This is a genomic window from Cellulophaga baltica 18 (assembly GCF_000468615.2).
Classification (GTDB): domain Bacteria; phylum Bacteroidota; class Bacteroidia; order Flavobacteriales; family Flavobacteriaceae; genus Cellulophaga; species Cellulophaga baltica.
This window is the reverse complement of sequence record NZ_CP009976.1, coordinates 3,348,802-3,373,759: the sequence shown is the minus strand read 5'-3', so window position 1 is coordinate 3,373,759 and position 24,958 is coordinate 3,348,802. Positions and strand designations below refer to the sequence as shown.

The following is a 24,958-nucleotide window of genomic DNA, read 5'->3' as shown; positions in this document are numbered from 1 at the left end:
AGGCACAAAGCAATTAGGGTTAACAAAAAATCTATTAGGGGTACTGATACTAAGGTACTAAGGCTACTTTAGATGGAAGAAAACAAGTACTTAAAAATATAAAAAAATGGCTGAATTAGCATATAAAGAGATGGATATGACCATCAACAAATCTCAGGGAATGGGAGCTGTTTTAAAAGATGGTAAAACAACATTTAGAGTCTGGGCTCCAAATGCTGAAAAAGTTTTTGTAATGGGTTCTTTTAATGATTGGAAGCGTACTAACATGCCGCTCGCTTTAGAAGAAAATGGGTACTGGGCAGCAGCCTTTGATTCGGTCAAAGAAGGTGACGAGTATAAATATATTATCCATGCCAATGGTAAAGAATATGAACGTAATGACCCGTATGCTTTTGAAGTTACTAGTAGTATAGGAAACTCTATTGTAAGAACATTGAATTTTGATTGGGGTGATGATAATTTTAAAATGGCCCACTGGAATGAATTAGTTATCTATGAATTGCATGTAGGTACATTCAATAGAAAAGATCCTAACGAAGTGGCTGATTTTGATAGTGTGATAGAAAAACTTCCCTATTTACAAAAATTAGGGATAAACTGTATTGAATTACTCCCCGTTGCCGAATTTGCAGGAGGTATTTCATGGGGCTACAATCCTGCTCATCCGTTTGCTATAGAACAAGATTATGGAGGTCCTGATGCTTTTGCTAGATTGGTAAAAGCTGCTCATGAAAAAGGTATTGCGGTAATTATAGATGTGGTATATAACCATTTAGGACCTTCCGATGTGGACTTATGGCAATTTGATGGTTGGGGCGAAAATGATAAGGGAGGCATTTATTTTTATAATGACCATAGAAGCGCTACGCCATGGGGAGATACTAGACCTGATTATGGCAGACCAGAAGTTCGGCAATACCTTCGAGATAATGCCTTAATGTGGATTGAAAAATATAAATGTGATGGCTTACGAATGGACGCTACCTCCTATATACGTTATGAGGGTGGTGGACTAGGTTATGATACCGAAATTGAAGAAGGGAATATCTTAATGCGTGATATAAATGCGGAATTACAAGAGAAATATCCTCACATACTCACCATTGCAGAAGATTTAAAAGGAGATAATATCGTGACTGACCCCATTGAACACAATGGCTTAGGTTATGGAAGCCAATGGGATATGAATTTTGTACACCCCGTGAGAGAAGTACTAGAAGATCCTTATGATACTTCTAGAGATTTACAAAAAATTGTAGATGCTTTAGAATTTAAATATAGTACAGATGTCTTTACTAGAATTGTGTATACAGAATCTCATGATGAGGTGGCCAATGGTAAAGCAAGAGTTCCGGAAGAAATACAGCCTGGAGATGCGGAGAGCGCCTTTGCTAAAAAACGCGCTGTCTTAGGAATAGCTTTAACCTTAACCGCACCAGGAATACCCATGCTGTTTCAAGGACAAGAATTTATAGAAGATGAATATTTTCAAGATACGGAAGCTTTAGATTGGAGTAAATTTGAAAAACATAAAGGCATCCAGAAATTGGTTCGAGATTTAATTTGCTTAAGAACAGGTAAACATGATAGAACTGCAGGGCTAAGAGATCAAGGGATTCAGATAGTCCATTTTAATAATGAGACCAAAATACTGGCGTACATTAGAGAAGATAGAGATCATAAAGAACCCGTACTTGTTATTTTAAACTTTAGTACTATAGATTACCAAAATTATGGAATTGGTTTGGAACAGAATGCCGATTGGAAGTTGCGTTTTAACAGTTCGTGGAATGGTTACGATCCCGATTTTTCTGACTTGGAGATCCAAGGGATTAATCATTTTCAGGAAGAAACAGATGGTCAAGAATGGACTGGCAAACTGACCATTCCCGGATATTGCTGCCAAATATATACCTTATAAGGCTCTAATTTACTTTTTAAAACCCTAAAATAATCTAGTATACTACATTGTTTTAGGGTTTTTCTTTTTGGTGTTTGAGTTAATTAGAATGCCTATCAAAAACTACTTTTATAGTAAATTTTCATATTTTAAACTAACACTATGAAACAAAGCATAGGTATTGTAGGTAGTGGCCCAACAGCCCTCTACGTTCTAAAAAACATAGCCGATAATAGTACGGTAATTTCTAAAGAAATTACTACCATATATATCACAGAAAAAGAAACGAATGCAGGCGTTGGCATGCCGTATTCCGAGAAATATACGGAGTTGTGTAATATGTCTAATATCTCCTCTGAAGAGATTCCTTTTTTGAGCCAGTCTTTAGCCTCTTGGTTAAAAGAGCAACCTAAAGAAGCACTAAAAGCATTAGAAATAGATGCGGACAAGATTTCTGAAACTGCCGTCTATCCTAGACTTGTCTTAGGGCAGTATTTCAAAAATGAATATGAACATTACAAAAGCCTTTTAGAAAACGCCAATATCAAAGTTGTAGAATTATGCAACGCGGAAGTTACAGATATCATAGCTTCAGAAACGGCACAGGAATTTGAGCTCGTCATACAAGATAGGGGCAGCATTACCTGTAATGGGGTAATTATTGCTTCAGGTCATGAATGGATTAATGAGGATAATACGCAGCTAGGATATTTTGCATCGCCTTGGCCTATTACTAAAGTATTACCAAAAAAAGGTACTTATGATAATTATACGGTAGGTATTTTAGGCGCCTCTTTGAGCGCTTTTGATGTGGTCTCTTCCCTCTCTAGAAGACATGGTCATTTTAAAAAACAGGGGACTGAAATTGAATACATTCCAGATGCAAACACGGAACAATTTACTATTGTTATGCACGATTTTAATGGTTGGTTGCCTCATTTGCAATACGAACAAAAAGAGCCTATGCGAGAAGTCTATAGACATGTTACAAAAAATGTATTGCTTGATATATTGGATGAAAACGGATTTCTAGGGTTAGATACTTATTTTAATTTGGTATGCAAGCCTGCCTTACGTAAAGCGTTATTCAAAGATGACCTGCTTGATGTGGTAGGCCAATTACAAAACGATGATTTTGGATTTCTAGATTTTGTAGCTGTTATGACCAAAAAACACGAATATCCAGATCCTTTCAAGGGTATGGAAAAAGAACTTGTAGAAGCACAAAGCGCCATAAAAAAAGAGCAACCTATTTATTGGAAAGAGGTGATTGATGATTTAATGTACACCTTAAATTTTCATGCAGAACTTTTATCGGCCGAAGATCATTATACCTTCAACAAACAAGTGATGCCTTTCTTATTAAATGTCATTGCTGCCATGCCTCTAGAATCTGCTAAAATAATGCTTGCACTACACAAAAAAGGGAAGCTAAGTTTAAAGAAAGGCGCTGTAAAGCTTCTAGATCAAAAAACAAGCGACCTGAAAGAAACTAGCATTGAGGTGGGGAATGAAAAGATAAGCTATAAAAAGTTTATCACCTGCTCTGGGCAAAAATCAATTTCACTAAAGAATTTTCCTTTTCAATCTTTAGTCCATAGTGGAAAAGTACGTGCCGCAAGAAGCAAAGTAGCAAGCATAAAAAAAATGTATGATCTGATTGGAGAAGAGCATCAGTTTAATCTTATCAAAAATAAAAAAAGCTGGTATCTAAAATTAAATGGTATTGATGTCTCCACTAATTTTCAACTTATCGACGTCTCGGGAAATGAAGTACCTAATTTATATGATTTATCGTTTACCCACACCTCTGGAGTAAGACCCTATTCTTTTGGACTACAGTCTTGTGAATTAACAAGTCGTATTGTTGTAGAAGACTTCATCAAATCATTTCAAGAAAAAAGTAATTTGGTATCATAGTCATACAGACAGCTAGAATACAAAAAATGAAAGCGTAGTTAGTATGGTGCTAACTACGCTTTCTCTATTATAAAATTTTTCTAATTAAACAGATTTACGCTTATACTTAACTATTAATAGAAGCATTGCAGCATTTAAACAAGTAGAAATACCATTCGTGATGATGATAGGCACATCTTCAAGGAGTATTCCATAGAGAGTCCAAAGTGAAACACCCATGATAAGAACAAAAAACATATAAGGTGAAACATCATTAACTTTTTTGGTACGCCATGCCTTTACTATTTGTGGCACAGCGGCGCCTGTTGTAAAAATGCCCGCCAATGTTCCTATAATTTCTTCTAACTCCATAGAATGATCAACAATGCGTTTATAATTTATGTATATGATTTTTGAGTAATTCTTCTTCGTCCTGTGAAAATTGATGTTCTTGGAGTACCGTTTCATATTTTTCTCTCGCCATCTGTTTAAATTCATCCGTTTTCTCTGCCACCTTCTCAAGTGATACAGTATCTTTCTTATTGCTAATCATAGCAACAAGATCCTCTAACTCATGCTCTGTTGGATTCTTACATTCAATGTATTTTCCTCCTAAATTATAAATCAGCTGAATCATTTCTTTTGATAAGGTCTCATAATGCTCTTGTTTTGCCTTATAATGCTCTTGTTGTTCTCCCGTGGCTTCTTCAGAAAGTTTTTGATAAACTTCTTTTAAGGATAAGTGAATTTCAGTAATCTCATTTAAGGTGTTGTTTATATCTTGATTCATGTTTCTATATTTAGATTGTTTATTCGTTATACCGAGAGTGATCTGATTTTAGATAGCACCACATCACTCCAGATTGAAAATAAATTTAGTATAAATCAACACGGTTAATGAACCCATTCCGTTAAATAATGAACCCTGTTACTTCAAAAAAAGATAGCTTATCATTCTCTTATCAGAGAATTTACAGCAACTATTCCCTAGCGTAATAAAACACCCAATTTGTGGATTACAGTCAATAGAAATTGATCCGTAGTCCTAATTTTATAGTCCTAATATTTCAAAAAAAACAGTCTAACCACCTAATAAAACTTCTTATGATACTTTATGGTACTTTAAAAATTTCTTCTAATTCTGCAATCAATAAGCTTTTAACGATTGATAAGCAATCCTTGTTCCTAATTGTTTGTTCTGCTATAGGTATTTATTTGGCCATCATTCTATACACTCGTTTATTTGGAAAGAGAAGTTTTTCAAAAATGTCTAGTTTTGATTTTGCAATGACGGTATCTGTGGGTTCTATGGTGGCCACAACGGTTTTAACTAATTCTGTGAGTTTAACAGAGGGTGCCATAGGTTTAGTGATGGTGTACGGACTTCAATTAGCGGCGGCATATTTACGTAGGTATGAGCCCTTTAGAAAATTAATAGACAACCAACCTACCTTACTCATGGATGGTAGTACCATTCTCAAAGAAAACCTAAAAAAAGTGCGAGTAACAGAGGGAGACTTAAGATCCAAATTAAGAGAAGCAAACGTGGTAAAACTTTCTGAAGTTAAAGCGGTAATCTTTGAAACCACTGGAGATATGGTGGTCCTACATAAAAGTAATGAGGATGACATAGATCCTTGGCTTTTAGAAGATGTAGGTAGGTAACATATCAGAATTATTCCTGAGCAAGCCTTATTCTAAAGTTGACGTATAAATGATGAGCACCAACTATACGTCAACAAACAGTATTGTTACTGCTTTATAGACCGTGAATTTTATAAAGGTAGATAAAGTTTAAACTCCGCTCCCGCTCCTTCTTTCCCCACTGCAATAATCGCCCCATGATGATTTTCTGCGATCTTTTTAACGATAGCTAAACCAATCCCGGTTCCTTTATATTCCAGCTTACCATGTAACCTTTTAAAGAGTTCAAAGATTTGTTCTGCATACGCTGGATCAAATCCTATACCATTGTCTAAGAAAGAAATTTCTGCATAAGTCTGTTCGCTAGAGAGGTTTAAATGTCCCAAATTTTCTCCTGGAACAATTAAGGTTTTAATTTTAATTTTTGGAGCTTCTTCTTCTTTTGCAAATTTTATGGAATTTTCTATCAAATTTTGAAATATCTGCCTAATTTGAAAGGGGATTACCGTAGCGATTGCCAATGAATCATGCGTTAAGGTGGTTTTTGTAGCTTTAATTTTATCCGATAGGGTATCTATCACTTCCAAAAGTACTTCTTGCAAATCTACTTTTTCAAACTTAGCTTCTTGATTAGAAGTCCTTGAAAATGCTAATAAATCTTCAATTAATGTTCGCATTCGCTCTGCGGAACTAATAATTTTATTAAAATCTTGCAATCCTTTTTCAGATAAATTGGCTATTTCCCTACTCGCTACCCTATCTGCAAACATCTGAATTTTGCGCAGCGGTTCTTGCAAATCATGGCTAGACACGTAAGCGAAGGCTTCTAATTCTTTATTTCTATTTTCAAGACTTCTAATAGAGATTTGCAGTTTATCATTGGCCTCTTTCAATTGATTGGTTCTAAGAATAACTTGCTTCTCTAAATTTTTAGAAAAGAGTTCTGACTTTTTACGGGCTTGCACACGGTCCGTAACATCGGTACAGGTAAACATAATTCCCGTTACAACACCATCTAGATCTTTAAGAGGAATGTAATCATAATCTACGTAAAACTCCCAATACCCATTATCATCTTTAAAGGATACGAAAGATTCTTTTTCAGAAACGGGATTCCCTGTGTCCATAACCCCATTAATAATTTCAGGATATTTAGAAGTAATTAAGTTAGGAAACACCTCTAACATCCCTTTTCCTTCTACTTCATGCCTTTCCTTACGCCATATAGTGTTTAGTAAGCTTTCATTCGCCATTTCAATTTTCATAGCTTTCCCTCTCAAAATTCCCATAGCTATAGGAGACTGCATGACAAAATTCTTGAATTGACGCTCTGATTCTTCTAACTCAAACCTTGCTTTTACTGTCTGGGTAACTTCAAAAGCTACCAACATAATTTCAGAAACTACCCCATTCACTATAATGGGCTCAAAGATAAAATTGAAATATCCGGTTTCCTTTACACCATTGCGCTCCAGTATAAAAGGATATTCATTTCCGAACTGTGCTTTTTTGGTGACAATAAGTTCTTCAAATATGGGGAGTATTCCTGCTTTTATTTCTGTCAACACCTCAAACAAAGGCTTATTATGCGCTTCTTCTAAGGTCTTTTGCCAAATAAAAAGCGCCATATCATTAACCACATTAACCGTGTAATTATTAGCGCTAATAATACAGATGCCTACCGGTATTTCCTTGACCAATTGTCTAAAACGATTCTCATTAAGCTTTAATTGTTCTATACTTTTCTGTTGATCGGTGATGTCTTGTAAAGTTCCATTAAAACGGTAGGCAATGTCATTATCATTAAACCATGCTCTCCCTAGTGCTCGAACATACCGTTCTTGTCCCGTTTGTTTGTTTCTGATGGTATAGGTGATATCATACTTGCCGCCAGATTTTATCTCAAAAGCTTCTAGAATAGCCCCATTGACCCTCTGCCGATCTTCTTCAATAATAGCATTGGTAGCTTGGTGTAGTTCTATTTTTTCCCTTGTATCTAGACCGAACCAATTCTTTACGCGCGCGTTTGTTTTTAATTTATCATGAATAGGATCATAATCCCAAGTACCTAAATCAGTAGCATCAATAGCAAACTTAAGTTCGTCTTCACTCGCCTTTAATTTCTGTACAGCTTCCACACTACTAGTTGTTTCCGTGCAAATAGTTAGAATCCCAGAAATTTCATTTTCTTCATTTTTTATGGCGCTATAACCAAAGGTCCAATAAGCATCTTCTAGGGTACCATTTCTATTGATAGGTAAAAATAAATTTTCTTTCCATGTCGGTTTTCCATCTGTAAAAACACCATCTAATAAAGGCCCCAACGTAGACCACATCTCACTCCAAGATTCTTTACCTTCTTTTCCTAAAATTCTAGGGTGTTTACCTTTACTACCTAAGCTTATTCTGAAAGCATCGTTATAAAAGCAATAATAATTTGCTCCCCAGTACAACAACATCGGGTAATGGGAATTTAAGAGCAAGGACAAGGTGCTTTTAAGGCTCTGTGGCCAAGAGTTTGGAGTACCTAATGCTGTTTCAGCCCAATTAAAGCTTCGCATTAGTTCTCCCATTTGACCTCCTCCTTCTAAAAAAGCCACGTTTTCTTGCTGTAATTTGTCACTCATAATTAAATGATCTACAAAGTGTTAAGATATGTATTGTTTGATGTCTACAGATAAAGTTGCTACTATCTGGATGTAAATTGAAACATTTATTTTCAATTCACAATTACCACAGTACCGTCAGTATCTAACTAACAAATATAAGTATCGCCCACTTATAATTTTACTACAATTACAGCAAATTATTAACTTGAACACATAAACTTGAAGAGATGATAATTATTAGAAAATTAAAGAGCCCCAACAAAATAAGTTAAAAGTTTAGTCAAGCTTTTCGCCATATAAGGGATAAGTCTTGGTAAGAATCCCTTTAGAACCGTCATTTTAAAAATTTTTATCCTCAGCATTATTCACTGTAAACTGGGTGGTGCTACTCCAAGAGCTTTGCTATTTTTACACTGTAAAGTTCCAAATAATATGAATTGTTACACAGGAATGATTAGGTGCTTACATTGAGCTAAGAAGAATTATCAACTACGGCCTCTTGCAAACTACAGAAACGAAAAATTCATCCACCCATAAAGCATGAGTACGACTTACGATAATATAAGTATTGAATTTAAGAAGAAAGAACTGCTGTTTCCAAAGGGTTATTATTTCAAGTACAGTTCGATACATAAATCAAGAAAAATTGAAGCTAAAGATATCTCTGAAATAAATTTAAACACTATTCCTCCTTCTCTGGTTTATAAAGACCAAGAAGTTATAATTCTAAAAAATGAAAGTACCACTGTTTTAGAAAAATTTGCGAAAGAAAACAACATTTCTTCACGTAATAGGTTTGATATTTGGGAGCATATCTGTCGCCCGTATTTAGATACCGCATTTGAAGAAACTGAAAGAATAGCGGCTATAAAAAAACTGTCTGAAAATGGCATTTCTAAAATAGAATTACCGATAATTCAGAAAAAAGTAGCTAAGACCATGTTTCTTAATTGTATTGTTTGGGAATGGGTGTATCTAGGATTGTTTGATTATTTGGATTGGACCTTCCTTACAAAAAAGAAATATTGGTGGGCTATGGAACTAGCATTACGTAATTTCAAAAATACCATTACAGAAGATATAGTTCCTACAAAAGAATAAATATAAATGCTAAAAACTATCACGATATTCGTACTTAAATGAGGATGTAGTATTGGTAATGCACATAATTATTTTCCATTGAGTTATTGTACAGCTATACTTCCTATAATTTGATACTTTGCGGAGGATTTCAAATATTGCTATGAAGAAGAAGAAAAAATCAAATAAGAAAAAAACGAAAAAGCTCATGCTGAAAATTCTTTATTTTTTTTGGCATTACTTTGTCTTTCTGTTGTTTTAGCTATTCTTCTGGAAGAACCTAATGTGGTCATTTTTTTTATATTCATTAGTGGTTTCTCCTTTTTCTTGTTATGTGGTGTTTACCTATTGCAAACAAGAATGAAACTTTTAAAATTGCTTACTACTTTTTCAACAGACCTACTCCAATCCAACACCAATACCGTACAAAGTTCAATGTCCCCTTTTTATTCAAATCCAATGTACTTTCATATTTTTTTGATTGTTCTGGTTTTATTGAACATTGTGTTATCTCAATTTGAACTCGCTACCTACAATTCTTCCTACTACTCCCGTTTTTATGATGACCTAAATTTTCAGGTTGTTATTGCTGTTTTATTTTCAATACTAGGAGTTCTAAATCCTTTTTTAAAGGTGCCTGAGGTCATAAAAGACCGAATTAAAGAACGTCATTTAAGATTATATCATCTTATTTCTAATAACAAGAAGATGTTTTATTACCGACTATTGGCCTGTATTTTGGTTATCGCCTATTTTAGTTATGAACGCTGGTTAGTAGTTCCTAATTTCGATGATAGCAACATTATCTTGCAAGGTGTTGATATTGCTATACTCATTTTTGTTTTAAGCACTACCTACCGTATGGTTACATACGCAAAGATATTTCTATTGGAAAACACGTTTAGGCTTATTAAAACATTTTCAATTTTAACCTCTTCCATATTTATATTAGTGCCCTTGGTTCCCTTAACTTTTTTTATCTTACATATTCTAAATTTAGACGAGTCATTAATCAGTTTTGATCCTGTTCTTTTTTTAGCCTTTAACCTTATTATGGTCTATGTAGAGTACAATTTAAACAATACTAAAAAAGCTACCGTAAAATCTAAAGAGTAAAGATTCTCGGACACGAGAGGTTCCATATACTTCAAGTATAAATCCATAAGCAAACGGTAGCGAACAAAAATTAAGCTAACTTTTATAAGATAAGTATGAATAAGATAATTATACAAGGAATAAAATTTGATGATAAATCTTCTTATGAAAAAGGACCTAGACTGGCACCTCCAATTATATGCGAAGTATTAAATTGTGGTTCTGCAAATATGTATACAGAGAACCTAATAACCATTGAAAATGACGCTATTGAGGACAAAGGCGATTTTGAAATATCGGACTATTTTGATATAGAAAAAATAACAAAAAAACACTTAAAAACAGATGCGAAAATTCTAAGTTTAGGTGGTGATCATTCTATTACATTCCCCATAATTAAAGCCCATCATGAAAAATATCCAAAATTAGATATTCTTCATATTGACGCTCATTGCGATTTGTATAATGATTATGAAGGCGATAGTTATTCACATGCCTGCCCTTTTGCTAGAATTATGGAAAATGGTTTTGCCGTTAAACTAGTACAAGTAGGCATTAGAACTTTAAATCCACACCAAGCAGAACAGGCCGATAAATTCAAGGTAGAAATACACCAAATGAAAGATTTAGATCTTAACAAAATACCTAAATTTAAAAACCCATTATACATTTCTTTAGATATGGATGGTTTTGACCCTGCCTATGCTCCTGGAGTTTCGCATCACGAACCTGGAGGTTTAACCTCCAGACAGGTTATCAATTTAATCCAAAGTATAGATACAGAAGTTATTGGCGCTGATATTGTTGAATACAATCCGCCTAAAGATTTTCAAAAAATGACCGCTTTTTTAGCGGCTAAAATGATGAAAGAAATTTTAGGTAAAATGTTGTAACCGTTTCTTTTAATCCGTAACAGCCTGTATTCAAGTAGGCATTAGTGCAAGTATCGTATTTAAAATCAATTTATGCTCAATTTTTGGAAATCATTAGCTTTTACCACAAAGTTTTCTGCCATTGCATTCTTTGTCACAGCTGCCTTAGGGTTTCTAAGTATGGGAGCTTTGGGTGCCGGACTCTATTACCCGGTGTCATTCTTTTTTAAGGCCTACCCTACTCTTAATCATTGGAGCGGAGATTGGGTATGGCCTGCTATGATTTTTGTGGGGATGTTTTGGGCTGTTGGTTTTATTTTCGGCGGACTCCTATGGCACTACGCTAGTAAAATAATTGCATCAAAAATAGTTCTTAGAATCCTGTACATTTTAGTGCTTTGGCTATGGGCTGGTATACTTTGGTATAGTATGATTTCAAAAAATGTAGCCCAGCTATAATATGCTATTTCTAAACCGAAATAATAAAAACTAACTCATGAGCCATCAAATTATATTATTTTGATACGCTCCTATTTTTTCTATCCACTATTTATTTTCTTATTTTCACCCGTAAATAGCTTCGCTTAAACAAACCTATTTTTCAGTACATTTCCTAAGCAATAAACAATTAATGATTAACGATTTACTCCTTACCCATATAAATAAGAATGTCAAATTTTCTACTAGAGCACAAGAAGAGTTTTGCAGTTTCTTTCAACCAAAAACAATACCGAAAAAAGAATTTCTTTTACAACAAGGGCAAGTCTGTAAATTTGAGGGATTTGTCATAGAAGGCTGTTTTAGAATCTTCTCTATGGATACTAAAGGAAACGAAAACACCCTATATTTTGCTGCGAAAGACTGGTGGTTAATGGATATAGACAGCTTTATGAACCACAAACCATCAGATTTAAATATTCAAGCATTAGAAGATAGTAAGATTCTAATGATTAGTGAAGAAGATAAAACTACCTTATATGATACGGTACCCATTGCTGAAAAATTCTTTAGGATTATGTTTCAAAAATCTATTGTCGCTTGGCAACGAAGATTGGTTCAAAACCATAGCCTAACAGCAAAAGAACGCTATCATCATTTTAAAAAAAATTATCCTGAAATTGTAGCTAAACTTACAGATAGACAAACCGCTAATTATTTAGGAATTACGCATGAATTTTTGAGCAAAATTAAAAAACAAGCCTAAAAATTCATGAAAAGAGATAGTGTTGAACTTGTTCAACATTTTTCTCCAATTTGTTTATAATTTTTGTAGCCTAAAATTATAAACACTATTTATGACAGTTTACACCCCAATTAAATGTATTGTTATTATCATACTGATGTCATTACTTTCTAGCAAAACAAATGCACAAGCTACTAATGACATTACGCATCAAGAAGCTTTTGAAGTTCTACTTGCTGCAAAAAAACATGCAGAAGCTTCTAATACGCTAGTAAACATTGCTGTGGTAGATGCTGGTGCTCATCTAAAAGCGTTCTTGAGAATGGATGATTCTTTTCTTGGAAGTATTGATGTAGCGATTAAAAAAGCTAAGACTGCACGCTATTTCAATATGGATACAGGAGAATTAGGAGCTTTAACACAGCCTGGAGGTATCATTTATAACATTGAACATTCTAATGGAGGTTTAATAACATTTCCTGGAGGCATTCCTATTAAAAATAAAAAGGGCGTAATTATAGGAGCCGTTGGTATCAGTGGTGGTACCATAGACCAAGATAGAAGTATTGCTATCGCTGGCGCGGTAGCAATACTAGCATCAACAAATGAACGTACTAAAAATTAAAACCATGATGTTTCTAAAAAAATATTTCCTAAATGTCGTATTCTTTTTATCACAAATTTGCTTCGCTCAAAGTACTGATGATCTAATGTTATACCGAAAAGATATTCAGAGTATCACCGGTAAGAATACCGTTACCATTACAAGTTATGAGAAAGAAGGGAAACATTATATCTACGCAGGAGGCTATGGTGCTATAGACATATATGCCTTAGAGGTGGAAGGTAAACTTACGGCCATCAGCCGCCATGAACTCTACAAGCAAACAGGACCAGCAAGAGGAATGGTAGCCGATGCTATCGGTGATTCTCATTTTCTATTTGTAGCCAATAAGCACGGTAATGCTATTGAAACCTTTAAAATACAAGCTAACGGAACCCTTGAACGTGTTTCTTTAGTCGAAGACACCAATGAAACTCACTTGGGTACTGCGATAACTTTGCAGGTGATTCATATGAAAAATGCCTCCTATTTATTTATTGGTGGCTTAGAAGAAACTCCGGGCTTAAGTAGTTTTAAAATACATCCGGATGGAAAACTAACCCATGTAGTTTCTATGAAAGATGATGATAACATACATACCGATGGTATCATAGGAATGTTTAGCCATAAAATTAAAGGAAAGACGTATTTATATACTAGCGGATTTCAAGATAACGGCGTAAGTAGTTTCAGAATATATGACAATGGTACGTTTAAAAACATCAATAATATTAGCGATAATACTACAGATAGATACCTAACAGGTGCCTATCCAGTAACAGGGGTAACCCTTGGTGAAAATAACTATGTAATTGTAGGGCATAGACATCATAAATATTACAAAAGAGGTGGATTTATAAAAAGACCAAACTTTGTATATCACGGGGATGGTGTAAGTGTTTTTAAAGTAAACAAGAAAGGGGCTTTGGTTCCACATTTTGTACTAAAAGATGATGAAAAAACCAAATTACAAGGACAAACAAGAATTGAAATTGTAACAACAGATACGAATGAAGCAGTACTGGCAGTTGGTACAAGAGACGATGAAAGTATTCAGCTTCTAAAGCTAACTAAAGAAGGTATTTTAAGTCCTATCAATTATTTAGAAACTGGTTACTCCATTTATTATGGCTTAAGGTCGCATAAAATAGAAGACACTAACTTTCTTATCGCTGGTTCTAATCGTTTTGATCTGAAAAAAATTGTCTCCTATAAAATTTCACCAGAAGCGAAAAAAAATGAGCAAATTTTAAGACATTTGGTACATCTTAAGTTTAAAGCATCGGCTACAGCAGAACAAATTAACAAAGCTGAAAAAGCCTTTGAAAATCTTAAAAATGAAATTCCAGAAATTATACATTTAGAATGGGGGCTGAATGATAGTGAAGAGGGCAATAGTAAAAAATTTACGCACACCTTCACTTTAACATTTAATGATGCGCATGGCAGAGAAATTTATTTATTTCATAAAGCACACATCGCGCTCGTAGAAAATATAGGACCAATAATAGAAGATGTTTTCGTTATGGATTATTGGACCAGTAACAAATAAAACAAAAAGAATGAACGATTTAAAAAATAAAAAAGCCATTATTACTGGTGGCGGTAGAGGTTTAGGAAAAGCTACGGCATTAGCCTTTGCAAAAGAAGGCATAGATGTCGCAATCACAGGAAGAAATGAAAAGGTCTTGAAAGAAACGGTTTCTGAAATTAAAGCCTTAGGAGTTAATGCTATATATGCCGTTTTTGATGTAGGCGACTATGAAGAGGTTAAAAAGAGTATTAAAGGTATAATTGAAGAATTAGGAACTATTGATATTTTGGTAAATAATGCGGGTATTGCCGCCTTTGGCTCTTTTAATGATATGCCTGTAAAAGAATGGAGTGCTATTATCCAAACCAATGTTATGGGAATGTATTACGTAACTAAAGAAGTATTACCGCACTTATTGGCTAAAAATGAAGGCGATATCATCAATGTTTCTTCTACTGCTGGCCTTGGTGGAAATGCAAATGTATCTGCCTATTCTGCCTCTAAATTTGCCGTTATAGGGATGTCAGAATCATTAATGAAAGAAGTACGCAAAAATAATATTAGAGTTTGCACACTAACTCCAAGCACTATAGCCTCAGATATGACTATTGAATTGGGTATTGCAGATAAAGATTCTGAAGACCGCGTTTTACAGCCAGAAGATTTTGCAGAGTTAGTAGTTGCAGGATTAAAATTACCAAGGAGAGCAATGCTGAAAAGCGCTGCGTTATGGTCTACAAACCCATAATCAGATACTTCATAATGGAGCAATTTTTAATTAATCTATCATAAAATTCTAAAACAACACATAAGGGCTCTTGTAACCCATCTATGTGTTGTTTTTTAGTATTTAGTTTTCTATAAACTCCTAAAGAGTAGTATTTTGGCACTACTGGTTCTGATTATTCGTATTTTGAGCCTTTAGAAATCTACATCGTCATGAAAAATAAGTTCTTCCTAATAAGTATCTGTTTCCTTTTTACAACCGCTAATTTTTCCCAAAGTAAAAAAGAGGTAGAAACCTATTTAAACACGCTTTTTCAAATTTTAGAAGAGAAGAAAACGGAAGAATTCTATGCTTCTTTATACCCTAAACTAAAAGAACAAATTCCGGTAGCACAAGTCAACTCCTTTCTTGGAGAACTACATAGCAATCCTAATTTTAAAACAGAAATAAAGAATTTTAAAACCTTAGCAATAGGCGAATTGGTCTCTGATACCGACAATGCGTATACTTTAGTAGATTACGTTTCTGAAACTCATATTGAATTTACAGAAGAAGCCACGCAAGAACTTATAGCTAAAGGCACCAGTCACTTTAAAAAACTTTATGGAGAGCGTTATACCTATGATGCCGATAAAAAATTAATAGTAACCAGTAAAGATTTCAAAATACTTATGGTCTATGAGGACCAGCAATGGAGTCATATTCCTGGAGTATTGAAATTAAGGCCTTTTCTAAATTATTGGATTAATGATGAAATTATAACTCGTTTATTTGCTGAAGAATAATCGGGAGCAGAAGAAACTATTGTAACTCATCGTATTTTTAAGCACGCGCTTTCATCTTTAAAATAGTTCCAATAAGAATTAGAGACCTCACAAACAATATTGTAGTCCTAACTAGAGCATACCTATGAAATTTTGAAGCAAAATAGAGTTCAATAATCTCATCGATAAAATTAGCTATTTCGTATAGATAATGACCCCAAACATCTATTCCAATTCTTTAGTATGGTAAGCCTTCGCATCTTTAAATTATAAAAGAGGAATTATGAAACTACGGATTTTGATTAGTTGTTTATTACTTGTATTATTTTCTAATGCGCAATCTACCGCTGGGAAAAAGAAAACTTCAGGAAGTAGCAAAACTATTCCGATCCTCAACTTTAATTCTTTAGAGCCCCTACTACACACCAAATCTGATAAGATTTATATTGTCAATTTTTGGGCTATGTGGTGTGCTCCCTGTATTAAGGAGTTACCTGTATTTCAAGAATACGAAAAAAACAATCCAAATGTTGAGGTAGTATTAGTAAGTCTAGATTTCCCAGAAGATATAGATACCAAATTAAAACCCTTTTTAGAAAAAAAAGGGATTACCTCCAAGGTTGTCTTATTGGATGATCCAGATGCTAATTCTTGGATTGATAAAATTTACCCAAATTGGTCTGGCGCTATACCATTCACCATTATTTTTAATGCTAAAAACCGTTCCTATCATGAACGCGCTTTCCAAGATATTCAAGACTTAAATAATGAAGTTAATAACATCCTAAAAAACAAAGAACATGAAAAAAAGTAATCTATTTTTATTGGCTGCACTGCTAGTCTTTAGCCTATTGACAAGTATGAATGTTACAGCACAAGACAGAAAAGGTCCCCCAGAAAATGGGGAACGCAAAGGCCCTCCTGGTGGAGGTCACAATCCTGAACAAACAGAAACTTTAAGTGAAATGAAAGGATACAAAATTGGTGACAAAGCCACTGACTTTGAACTTAAAAATGTGGATGGCACCCTATTTTCTCTTTCTGATATTAAAAATGCAAAAGGATATATTGTTGTTTTTACTTGTAACGAATGTCCGTTTGCCAAAATGTATGAAGATCGTTTAATTTCATTACATAAAGAGTATGCCCCTAAAGGATATTCTGTGGTTGCCATCAACCCAAATGTTAGCGCTACAAATGACCGAGAAAGCTTTGAGGCGATGCAAAAAAGGGCTAAAGAAAAAAACTTCCCATTTGTTTATTTAGCAGATACGGATCAAAAAATAGTTCCTCAGTACGGAGCCTTAAGAACTCCTCATGTGTTTTTACTAGATGCCCAACTAAAAGTACAATACATAGGTACCATAGATGATAATGCTAAAAACGCTAAAGATGTAAAGGTAACTTATGTAGAAAATGCTATTCGCGCCTTAGAGCACGGAGAAAAACCAAATCCTAATTTTACGAAATCTATTGGGTGTCCCGTAAAATTTAGTAAATAATATTTATATCCTTTATTAATTAGTTATCTTAAACCTTGAAGTACCGTAGGTCTGCTTCAAGGTTTTGATTTTGAAAATCAGTATGTGTACAATGAGTTCCAGAAATATGCTGCGAACTTTTAAAATAGATGCCCCATGAAACATACATTTTATTTATTGATTAGTATTGCATTCATCATAAGTTGTGCAGACAATAAAACGAAAACAAAGTCGGCCCAAGACAGCACAGCAGAAATAGCTGTTGATTATAAAGGAACGGCCAGTATTACACAAGGAATAGCCACTACCACTGCCGAAGATATATATACTTGTGAGCGCGGTAGAAAAACAGATGTCGGTGAAATTACCTCTACAGACGGAAAAAAATGGGTGGTACCTGCCGCTACAAATTACACCAATACTACTTTTCCGTTTGCAGCAGATTTATTTAATTCATGCGAAGAAAAGAAATACGCAAGTCCGCAAGAAGCCTTGTCTGCTATCGGCACACCAAATACCATTGAAATTGATGAAGATGGAGACGTATTTACCGCCTATATATTTGCTGATAATTATTTTGAAATGTATGTTAATGGTGTAGCTGTTGGAAAAGACAAAGTTCCTTTTACAGAATTTAACTCTAGCGTGGTCTCCTTTAAAGTTCAGAAACCTTTTACCATCGCCATGAAATTAGTAGATTGGGAAGAACACCTTGGTGTAGGCTGTGAAGCCAATAGAGGAAAGGATTTTCATGCTGGAGATGGCGGAATGGTGGCTGTAATAAAAGATACAGAAAACAACATTATTGCTACCACTGACGAAAAATGGAAAGCACAAACCTACTATACTGCACCTATTACAGATCTAAGCTGCGTATCTGAAGATGGCGCCTATAGGTATTCTGAAAATTGTGACACTAGTGGTGGCCAAGATGGATCAGAATTTTATGCGTTACATTGGGAATTACCTAATGATTGGATGAAAACTGATTTTGATGATACTAATTGGCCCAATGCATCTACCTATACTAATAGTACAATTGGCGTAAATAATAAACCTGCTTACACTAATTTCACCTCTATTTTTGATGATGCCAAGGATGATGCTCAATTTATTTGGTCTACGAACGTGGTCTTAGATAATGAAGTATTAGTACGCTATACTATTAATTAATATGAAAAAAGTAAACGCAATATGGGGTGTTCTTCTATGGATCACCACGGCAGTAATTTTATTTAATTCTTGTAAAAACCCTGCTAAGGCTTCCTCTTTTACAAATTATGATGATTTTGAAACCCTACACTCTGATTTTAAATTACAGAGTAAAGCTGTGGAAAATGGTAAGTTGTTGGACAACTATAAATGTGAAGAAAAAATAAATGATATAGAAAACTCCATTCCGCTATCTTGGTCTAATGTTCCTGAAGGCACAAATTCTCTAGCCATTGTCATGTATCATTATCCGAAGAAAGATAGCAAAACAGAAGTAAATTCCTATTTGCTGCTATGGGGTATAGCCCCAACTGTAACAGAGATCCCGTATAAAATGGCCAATAATCCAAATTGGTATATGGGTGCTAATAAAGATGGTACCGCTGTTTCTTATACTTCGCCATGTTCTAAAGGACCAGGGGAACATAGCTATACCATTGCACTATTTGCCTTAAAAGATGTACCCAAAGCGCTTCCGAAAGCTAATACTATTACAGTGGACTACCATACTTTCATGGAGGCCATTTCTGAAACCACGGTACTCGATAGAACAAGTTTAAATTTTATAGATGCTCATGAATAATAAATTACTAAAAAAACTACTCTTTTTTCTAGTAGTACAGTTTGTAAGTGTTCAACTATTCGCTCATGACGGCGGGCATGGTACTCCTACAAAAGTTTGGAAATTAGTAGAAGGCAATAAAACAATTACGGCAGATTTCATACAGAAAGTAGACGAAATAGTATATCTGAGTAATGAGGATCATGAATTAATTGTGTTTGATATCAGCGATTTCAAAACCGAAGAGCAACAGTATATTCTGGACAAATCTAATTGGATTCATGAACAGAATGTTTTGCAACAAGAGGAATCCGATGCTATAGTTCCTCCTATTAATTTATATCTTTCCTTGGGCCTACTACTAATATTAGTTGCACTTTTCATGTATCACTACATAACAAAAAAGAAGGACTCTTACTGGGCTTTTAGCTTGTTAACACTACTCGTTGTTTTTGTCGCCTGTAAAAGTAAATCTTCCACAAGTAGTCTTAAAATGGCCGCAAATGATGTACCTTTCTTAGCCTCCATTTTTGGTGCTTTTGACAAGGTGAACACAAGATATGATGACACCTATTTTTATATCGAATCAGATGGCATTCCCGATCATGAAATGATGACAGGAATTACAAGTTGGCAGCAACAAGTCCCTATTAATCATGACTATACAGGGGCTAACGCTTGGGCTATTCCATTACAACCAGAACTGGCAGAAAATCCGCTCTCTACAAAAGATAATTTTATGAAAGGTGCTATTGCTATTGCGGCAAACGGTATTCCTATATTTAATCCTTTAAACAACCGTGGTGAAGACGCTAATGCTATTAGAGAATTAGACCAATGGGGCGGACACTGTGGAAGGGCCGATGATTATCACTACCATTTGCCACCAGTACATTTACAAGCTAAAGTTGGTGGTACCAAGCCTATTGCCTATGCCTTAGATGGCTTTCCTGTTTATGGCGAAACAAAAGAACAGTTAGATGAAAATTTGGGCCGCTTTAGTTCTGATAGTACGTATCAATATCATGCAATAAAAGAATACCCTTATTTAATAGCTGCTATGAAAGGAAAAGTAGCACTAAATCCTAATACGCAAGCACCAGAAAATGAAATAACACCACAAGCAAAAACAAAAGGCGTAAGACCAGATTTAAGACCACTACGCGGTGCAGAAATTACCGCTTTTGAAAACACAGGACTGCATCAATATCGACTGACGTATAAACTAGATACGCTTAGCCATAGTATTAATTACGGATGGGATACTAAAGGCAACTATACCTATGAATTTGTGCACCCAGACGGCACATCATCAAAAGCTAGCTATAAAAGAAAGTAAGGGCTGTAGGTAACTCGTTATATGTTTTAGAACTAACAAAAGTGCGGTATTAAAATAGCTACATCAATCTTGAGCATAGGAACAAAAAATTCTTGTCATTACGGCACAGCACCTATATAAATTGCAAGCTACTTCTTAAAAAGAATAGAGAATTAGATGTATTTTTATAGAATAGGAATTACGGAATAATGAGCACGGTCAAAACATACCAGAAAGTTAACCCAGATAAGGACGTTAGTTTTGGAATATCTAAAATGGAGGCTATCTATACCAAGCGAAAGGGTAAAGTTGATACACCACATAGGCATAATTACTTTACCGTTCTAATTGTTGATAAAGCATCGGGGTTTCATAAAATTGACTTTAATACCTATACCTTATCTGGAGGTCAAATCTATTTTGTAGCTCCTGGACAAGTGCATCAAGTTATAGAAACTGAAAAATCAATAGGATACTCCATGGTTTTTTCTAATCAGTTTTTAATAGAAAATTCTATCCCCTTATCATTTATAGCTAGTTTAAACCTATTTCATAACTATGGGCAAAGTCCGCCGCTACAACCCAACAAAGAACAATTTGGTATCATACAAAGTTTTGCTGATGAGATTTTTAAACGGCATCATCGTGAGGCTATCATGAAAAATTTATCAATTGGCGCCTTCCTAAAACTACTTTTGATAGAATGTAATGCAAGTTGTGCTATGAATCCTATAGCATCTGATGTAGATAGCTCTGGAGATAATCTTATTAGAAAATTTAAACAAGCGGTAGATAATACGTTTAAACAGGAACATTCCACGAGCCATTATGCCCGGGAACTTCATATAACTCCAGATCACTTAAACCGCACAATCAAAGCAAAAATTGGTAAAACTGCTAAAGATTATATTCAAACAAGAATTATTACAGAAGCCAAAAGACTCCTCTATTTTACAGATTTATCGAACAAAGAAATTGGGTTTGAATTAGGCTTCAATGAACCTGCTAATTTTAGTGCCTTTTTTAAAAAGCATACACAGGTATCTCCTTCTAACTTTAAGAAAAACGAGATAAAAGAATAGTATCCATTAGGTATGGACGTGACATTTATCCCAGATTATAGTCCTATTTGAAGGTCCATATCGGATTTTCATATGCTTCTCCCCTTTTTTCATATTCCATCGCCTCCTAAAATATCCAATCTTTGCTGTATATATAGAATCTATACAACGGTTCTTTATTAAATAATAAGAAACAAAATATAAGGACTATGAATACAATACTTCACAAAGCAGCAACAAGAGGACACGCAAATCATGGTTGGTTAAATTCTCACCATACGTTTAGTTTTGCTAATTATCACAATCCAGAACGGATGAATTTTGGTGTACTACGGGTATTAAACGATGATAGTGTGCAAGCCGGAATGGGTTTTGGTACTCATCCGCATGATAATATGGAAATTATATCTATTCCTCTGGAAGGAGATTTAGAGCATAAAGATAGTATGGGCAATGTTACTATTATCAAAGAAGGAGATGTTCAAGCTATGAGTGCTGGAACTGGTGTTACCCACTCAGAAAAAAATAAAAACAAGGATAAAGAGGTGAAATTTCTTCAGATTTGGATCTTTCCCAAAGAGAAAAACATACGACCAAAATATGACCAAATTTCATTAAAAAACATTGAAAAAGAAAATGAGTTATACCAAATACTCTCGCCAAATAAGGAAGATCAAGGCGTTTGGATTCATCAAGATGCTTGGTTTCATATTGGAAAATTTACGAAAGGAAATACGGCAACCTACAACATTAAAAAAGAAGGGAATGGAATATATGCTTTCATCCTAGAAGGCGAAGTAGAAATCCAAAGCGAAAAACTTTCTGAAAGAGACGGATTGGGAATTTGGGATACAGAAAGTATCCAGATTAAAGCTACAGAAAATGCTCGTATTCTTTTAATGGAAGTACCTATGGGTATGTAGAGATGACCGATCTCAAATATTTGAAAAGGCATGGAAACAAATGTATGCTATGCCTTTTTATAGTATGTTGTTAAAAATAGCTATTTTTAATTCTTATAAAAGCTATAATTAATACAGACTACATTGAAAATCAAAGAGGTTTATAGAGGAGATTATACCCTGTCTACAGATAAAACGAAGTTAGATATTTCAAAAATTCATAGTTTTCTATCCAAAGAAACCGATTGGAGCCACGGAATACCTCTACATACTTTGAAGATTTCTATTGACAATTCTTTAAATTTTGGACTGTATGATAAAAACCAGCAAATAGGCTATGCTAGAATAATATCTGATTATGCGACTATCGCATACCTGGGAGATGTTTTTGTCCTAGAAGCATACCGAGGGAAAGGCTTGAGCACATGGTTGATACATGAAATAATGGAGCACCCAAATCTACAAGGTTTAAGAAGGTGGATTTTACTAACGGATACGGCAGAATGGCTTTATAAGAAATTTGGATTTACAGAACTCCCCCATCCAGAAGTCTATATGGAAAAGCATAACCCGAATGTGTATAAGTAATCCAGAATTTCACACCCCATTATTAGTTCTTTGTAGCTCCAAGCATTTAAACAAACTAGCATGAAAAAAATCACCATAAAAAGCGCTAAAAAGGATGAGTTATCTTGGATAAATTCAAAATATAATGAAGTAAACTTTGTAGCCTCTACCTTTGAAAATGAATATATTGTTATAGCTAGCGTAGACAATGAAAAAGCAGGTATTGGTAGACTCGTTAGGATTGATAACGGCCATATAGAACTAGGGGGAATTTATGTATTTCCTAATTTCAGAGGCTTAGGAGTTGCTGAACATATTGTAAAAAATTTGTGTAATGAAAATCCATTTCTACATACTACAATTTGGTGTCTCCCATTTGAAAAATTATCGGAGTTCTATGCCAAATTTGGATTTAAAAATTGTTCGGATACAAAGGTTCCTGAGAAAATTGCTACAAAACTAGAATGGTGTAATTCTAAAAGCAACTACGATGAAAAAGTAGTGCTGCTGTGCAAAACTCGCTGAAGTAGCCTAGATTGCTAATAAATAACTTAATTTGGTCCGTGACAACGGCTTCTAAGCTATAGACATGAAAATAGATTCCCTACATATATACCCTTTAAAATCAGCAAAAGGAATTGCGGTACAAACTACTGAAGTTGAGAACATAGGTTTTAAATACGATCGCTATTTTGCAATTTTAAATTCAGAAAAGGAGGTCCTTACGGCTAGAGAATTCCCTACTTTATTAAAAATTAAAACACAGTTCAAAGAAGATAATTTGGTATTAGAATATGGAGGAAAAAGAAAAAGTATTGATTTAAACGACTTTTTAAACCCTATTGAGGTAGCTATCTTTAAAGAACCTGCTTCGGGAAAAGAAGCGACAGTCAGCGTCAACAATTGGTTAAGTAGTATTTTAGAAATTGACTGTAGCTTAATTAAAATTAATACCGACAACTTACGCCAAACAGGTCATAATGCTATTTCATTTTGTGACCTTCATCCAATTCATTTAATAACGCAAGAATCAGTAAACTCTTTAAATAAAAAATTAGCAACTGCCATAGAAATAGATCGTTTTAGAGCCAATATCGTTATTTCTGGTCTTAAACCCTTTGAAGAGAATACTATTGCCAAAATTACCATTGGCCAATGTGAATTTGTATCTGTATTAAAAACAGAACGCTGCACACTAATTACCATAGATCCCAAAACAGGAGAAAAGGATAAAAAACAAGAACCCCTAAGAACACTTGCAAAAGAATTTAGAACTGATAAAAAAGTAGAAATGGGAATTTACCTTATCCCTACAAAATTAGGGACAATACATGCAACAGATCCTATAACTGTAGAAATGAAAATGAAAGAGTAACCTTATTTTACTATTTCTTATACAATTATCTCACAGCGATAAAGCATTTCAGAATACGACTGCAGAAGAAACGATTATGATTCCTTACTATTCTTAAAAAAATAATATCTTGCAGCATATGGGAATATTTGATTTTAGAGATGTTAGCAAGAGAAAAGGTAATAAAGAGGAGCTTACAATAGCATGCACTCCTAATCAAATTACAATTAATGGAACAAGCATAAATTTCCCTACCAATTACAGCACCTTAAAAACTATTTTAGGTGATGCCTCTAGAATTGAACCTATCAAACAAACTAAAAATAACGTATACCTTTGGGACTCTTTAGGAATCTATTGTTCTACTGCAGATCCTGAAAAGATGCTTATGCTGCTGTTGGTTGTGGATAACAGATATGGTCTTGGACACCAACCTTTGCATAATTTCACAGGGGAGGTTTTAATTGACCAGGAACCAATGGAGAAAACTATTGGAAATGTAGGCTTAGATAGGCCTTATATGATCCGGTCTATCATTAAAGAAGATAAGCAAGTAGCTATAGCTTTAGGGTGGAATCCTAGTGCTTAAA

General features: G+C 34.5%; 26 protein-coding genes. 23 read left to right on the top strand and 3 right to left on the bottom strand.

Going from position 1 to position 24,958, the window contains the following annotated elements; translation table 11 throughout:
• Positions 1-106 precede the first annotated feature (106 nt).
• Together M666_RS14435 and M666_RS14430 are read left to right on the top strand one after the other, a co-directional pair.
• A complete protein-coding gene (locus M666_RS14435) occupies positions 107-1,921 on the top strand; it encodes an alpha-amylase family glycosyl hydrolase (protein ID WP_029446426.1) in 1,815 nt (604 codons plus the stop codon).
• 141 nt (positions 1,922-2,062) lie between these two features.
• Complete coding sequence (locus M666_RS14430) at positions 2,063-3,820, top strand: FAD/NAD(P)-binding protein (RefSeq protein WP_029446425.1); 1,758 nt, start codon at positions 2,063-2,065, stop codon at positions 3,818-3,820.
• 84 nt (positions 3,821-3,904) lie between these two features.
• Here the strand turns inward: M666_RS14430 and M666_RS14425 are convergent, their stop codons facing one another.
• Positions 3,905-4,171, bottom strand: coding sequence for an SWEET family sugar transporter (locus M666_RS14425; RefSeq protein WP_029446424.1), 267 nt, complete (start codon positions 4,169-4,171; stop codon positions 3,905-3,907).
• Positions 4,172-4,190: 19 nt separating this feature from the next.
• Entirely contained in the window at positions 4,191-4,589 is a 399-nt protein-coding gene (locus tag M666_RS14420; protein ID WP_029446423.1) for a hypothetical protein, read from the bottom strand.
• A gap of 314 nt (positions 4,590-4,903) precedes the next feature.
• Between M666_RS14420 and M666_RS14415 the strand changes: the two genes are divergently transcribed.
• A complete protein-coding gene (locus M666_RS14415; protein WP_081688240.1) occupies positions 4,904-5,464 on the top strand; it encodes a DUF421 domain-containing protein in 561 nt (186 codons plus the stop codon).
• Positions 5,465-5,574: 110 nt separating this feature from the next.
• On the opposite strand, the gene M666_RS20015 is transcribed toward M666_RS14415, so the two are convergent.
• Positions 5,575-8,070: a PAS domain-containing sensor histidine kinase gene (locus tag M666_RS20015; protein ID WP_029446421.1), complete on the bottom strand. Its 2,496-nt coding sequence runs from the start codon at positions 8,068-8,070 to the stop codon at positions 5,575-5,577.
• A gap of 522 nt (positions 8,071-8,592) precedes the next feature.
• On the opposite strand from M666_RS20015, the gene M666_RS14405 reads away from it, so the two are divergent.
• The 20 genes from M666_RS14405 to M666_RS14310 all read left to right on the top strand — a co-directional run bounded on the left by M666_RS14405 (position 8,593) and on the right by M666_RS14310 (position 24,957).
• The gene (locus M666_RS14405; RefSeq protein ID WP_029446420.1) at positions 8,593-9,153 is read left to right on the top strand and encodes a hypothetical protein; all 561 of its coding nucleotides are present in this window, start codon (positions 8,593-8,595) and stop codon (positions 9,151-9,153) included.
• 339 nt (positions 9,154-9,492) lie between these two features.
• Entirely contained in the window at positions 9,493-10,248 is a 756-nt protein-coding gene (locus M666_RS14400; protein ID WP_029446419.1) for a hypothetical protein, read from the top strand.
• A 95-nt stretch (positions 10,249-10,343) separates the two neighbouring features.
• Entirely contained in the window at positions 10,344-11,120 is a 777-nt protein-coding gene (speB, locus tag M666_RS14395; protein ID WP_029446418.1) for an agmatinase, read from the top strand.
• Positions 11,121-11,192: 72 nt separating this feature from the next.
• Positions 11,193-11,558 (top strand): hypothetical protein, encoded by a 366-nt coding sequence (locus tag M666_RS14390; protein WP_029446417.1) that lies wholly within the window; start codon positions 11,193-11,195, stop codon positions 11,556-11,558.
• 172 nt (positions 11,559-11,730) lie between these two features.
• A complete protein-coding gene (locus tag M666_RS14385; protein WP_029446416.1) occupies positions 11,731-12,303 on the top strand; it encodes a Crp/Fnr family transcriptional regulator in 573 nt (190 codons plus the stop codon).
• A gap of 136 nt (positions 12,304-12,439) precedes the next feature.
• Positions 12,440-12,907, top strand: a complete 468-nt coding sequence (locus M666_RS14380) for a GlcG/HbpS family heme-binding protein (RefSeq protein ID WP_369798386.1) — start codon at positions 12,440-12,442, stop codon at positions 12,905-12,907.
• Positions 12,908-12,911: 4 nt separating this feature from the next.
• The gene (locus M666_RS14375; protein WP_029446414.1) at positions 12,912-14,438 is read left to right on the top strand and encodes a Dabb family protein; all 1,527 of its coding nucleotides are present in this window, start codon (positions 12,912-12,914) and stop codon (positions 14,436-14,438) included.
• 10 nt (positions 14,439-14,448) lie between these two features.
• Positions 14,449-15,168: a 3-ketoacyl-ACP reductase gene (locus M666_RS14370; protein WP_029446413.1), complete on the top strand. Its 720-nt coding sequence runs from the start codon at positions 14,449-14,451 to the stop codon at positions 15,166-15,168.
• A 191-nt stretch (positions 15,169-15,359) separates the two neighbouring features.
• Positions 15,360-15,932 (top strand): hypothetical protein, encoded by a 573-nt coding sequence (locus M666_RS14365; protein WP_029446412.1) that lies wholly within the window; start codon positions 15,360-15,362, stop codon positions 15,930-15,932.
• Between the two features lie 262 nt (positions 15,933-16,194).
• Positions 16,195-16,725, top strand: a complete 531-nt coding sequence (locus M666_RS14360; RefSeq protein WP_029446411.1) for a TlpA family protein disulfide reductase — start codon at positions 16,195-16,197, stop codon at positions 16,723-16,725.
• Entirely contained in the window at positions 16,712-17,413 is a 702-nt protein-coding gene (locus M666_RS14355; RefSeq protein WP_029446410.1) for a thioredoxin family protein, read from the top strand. The genes M666_RS14360 and M666_RS14355 overlap by 14 nt, the downstream gene beginning before the upstream one ends.
• Before the next feature lie 135 nt (positions 17,414-17,548).
• Complete coding sequence (locus M666_RS14350; RefSeq protein ID WP_029446409.1) at positions 17,549-18,565, top strand: hypothetical protein; 1,017 nt, start codon at positions 17,549-17,551, stop codon at positions 18,563-18,565.
• Position 18,566: 1 nt separating this feature from the next.
• A complete protein-coding gene (locus M666_RS14345; protein ID WP_029446408.1) occupies positions 18,567-19,187 on the top strand; it encodes a YbhB/YbcL family Raf kinase inhibitor-like protein in 621 nt (206 codons plus the stop codon).
• Entirely contained in the window at positions 19,180-20,505 is a 1,326-nt protein-coding gene (locus tag M666_RS14340; RefSeq protein ID WP_029446407.1) for a YHYH protein, read from the top strand. Before M666_RS14345 ends, M666_RS14340 begins: the two co-directional genes overlap by 8 nt.
• 188 nt (positions 20,506-20,693) lie before the next feature.
• Positions 20,694-21,566: an AraC family transcriptional regulator gene (locus tag M666_RS14335; RefSeq protein ID WP_029446406.1), complete on the top strand. Its 873-nt coding sequence runs from the start codon at positions 20,694-20,696 to the stop codon at positions 21,564-21,566.
• A 188-nt stretch (positions 21,567-21,754) separates the two neighbouring features.
• Complete coding sequence (locus M666_RS14330; protein ID WP_029446405.1) at positions 21,755-22,468, top strand: pirin family protein; 714 nt, start codon at positions 21,755-21,757, stop codon at positions 22,466-22,468.
• A gap of 123 nt (positions 22,469-22,591) precedes the next feature.
• Positions 22,592-23,035, top strand: a complete 444-nt coding sequence (locus M666_RS14325; protein WP_029446404.1) for a GNAT family N-acetyltransferase — start codon at positions 22,592-22,594, stop codon at positions 23,033-23,035.
• 60 nt (positions 23,036-23,095) lie between these two features.
• Complete coding sequence (locus tag M666_RS14320; RefSeq protein WP_029446403.1) at positions 23,096-23,539, top strand: GNAT family N-acetyltransferase; 444 nt, start codon at positions 23,096-23,098, stop codon at positions 23,537-23,539.
• 64 nt (positions 23,540-23,603) lie between these two features.
• Positions 23,604-24,389 carry an MOSC domain-containing protein gene (locus tag M666_RS14315; protein ID WP_029446402.1) on the top strand — a complete coding sequence of 262 codons (786 nt, stop codon included), beginning with the start codon at positions 23,604-23,606 and terminating at the stop codon, positions 24,387-24,389.
• Between the two features lie 118 nt (positions 24,390-24,507).
• Positions 24,508-24,957 carry a DUF7738 domain-containing protein gene (locus M666_RS14310; protein WP_029446401.1) on the top strand — a complete coding sequence of 150 codons (450 nt, stop codon included), beginning with the start codon at positions 24,508-24,510 and terminating at the stop codon, positions 24,955-24,957.
• Position 24,958 lies beyond the last annotated feature (1 nt).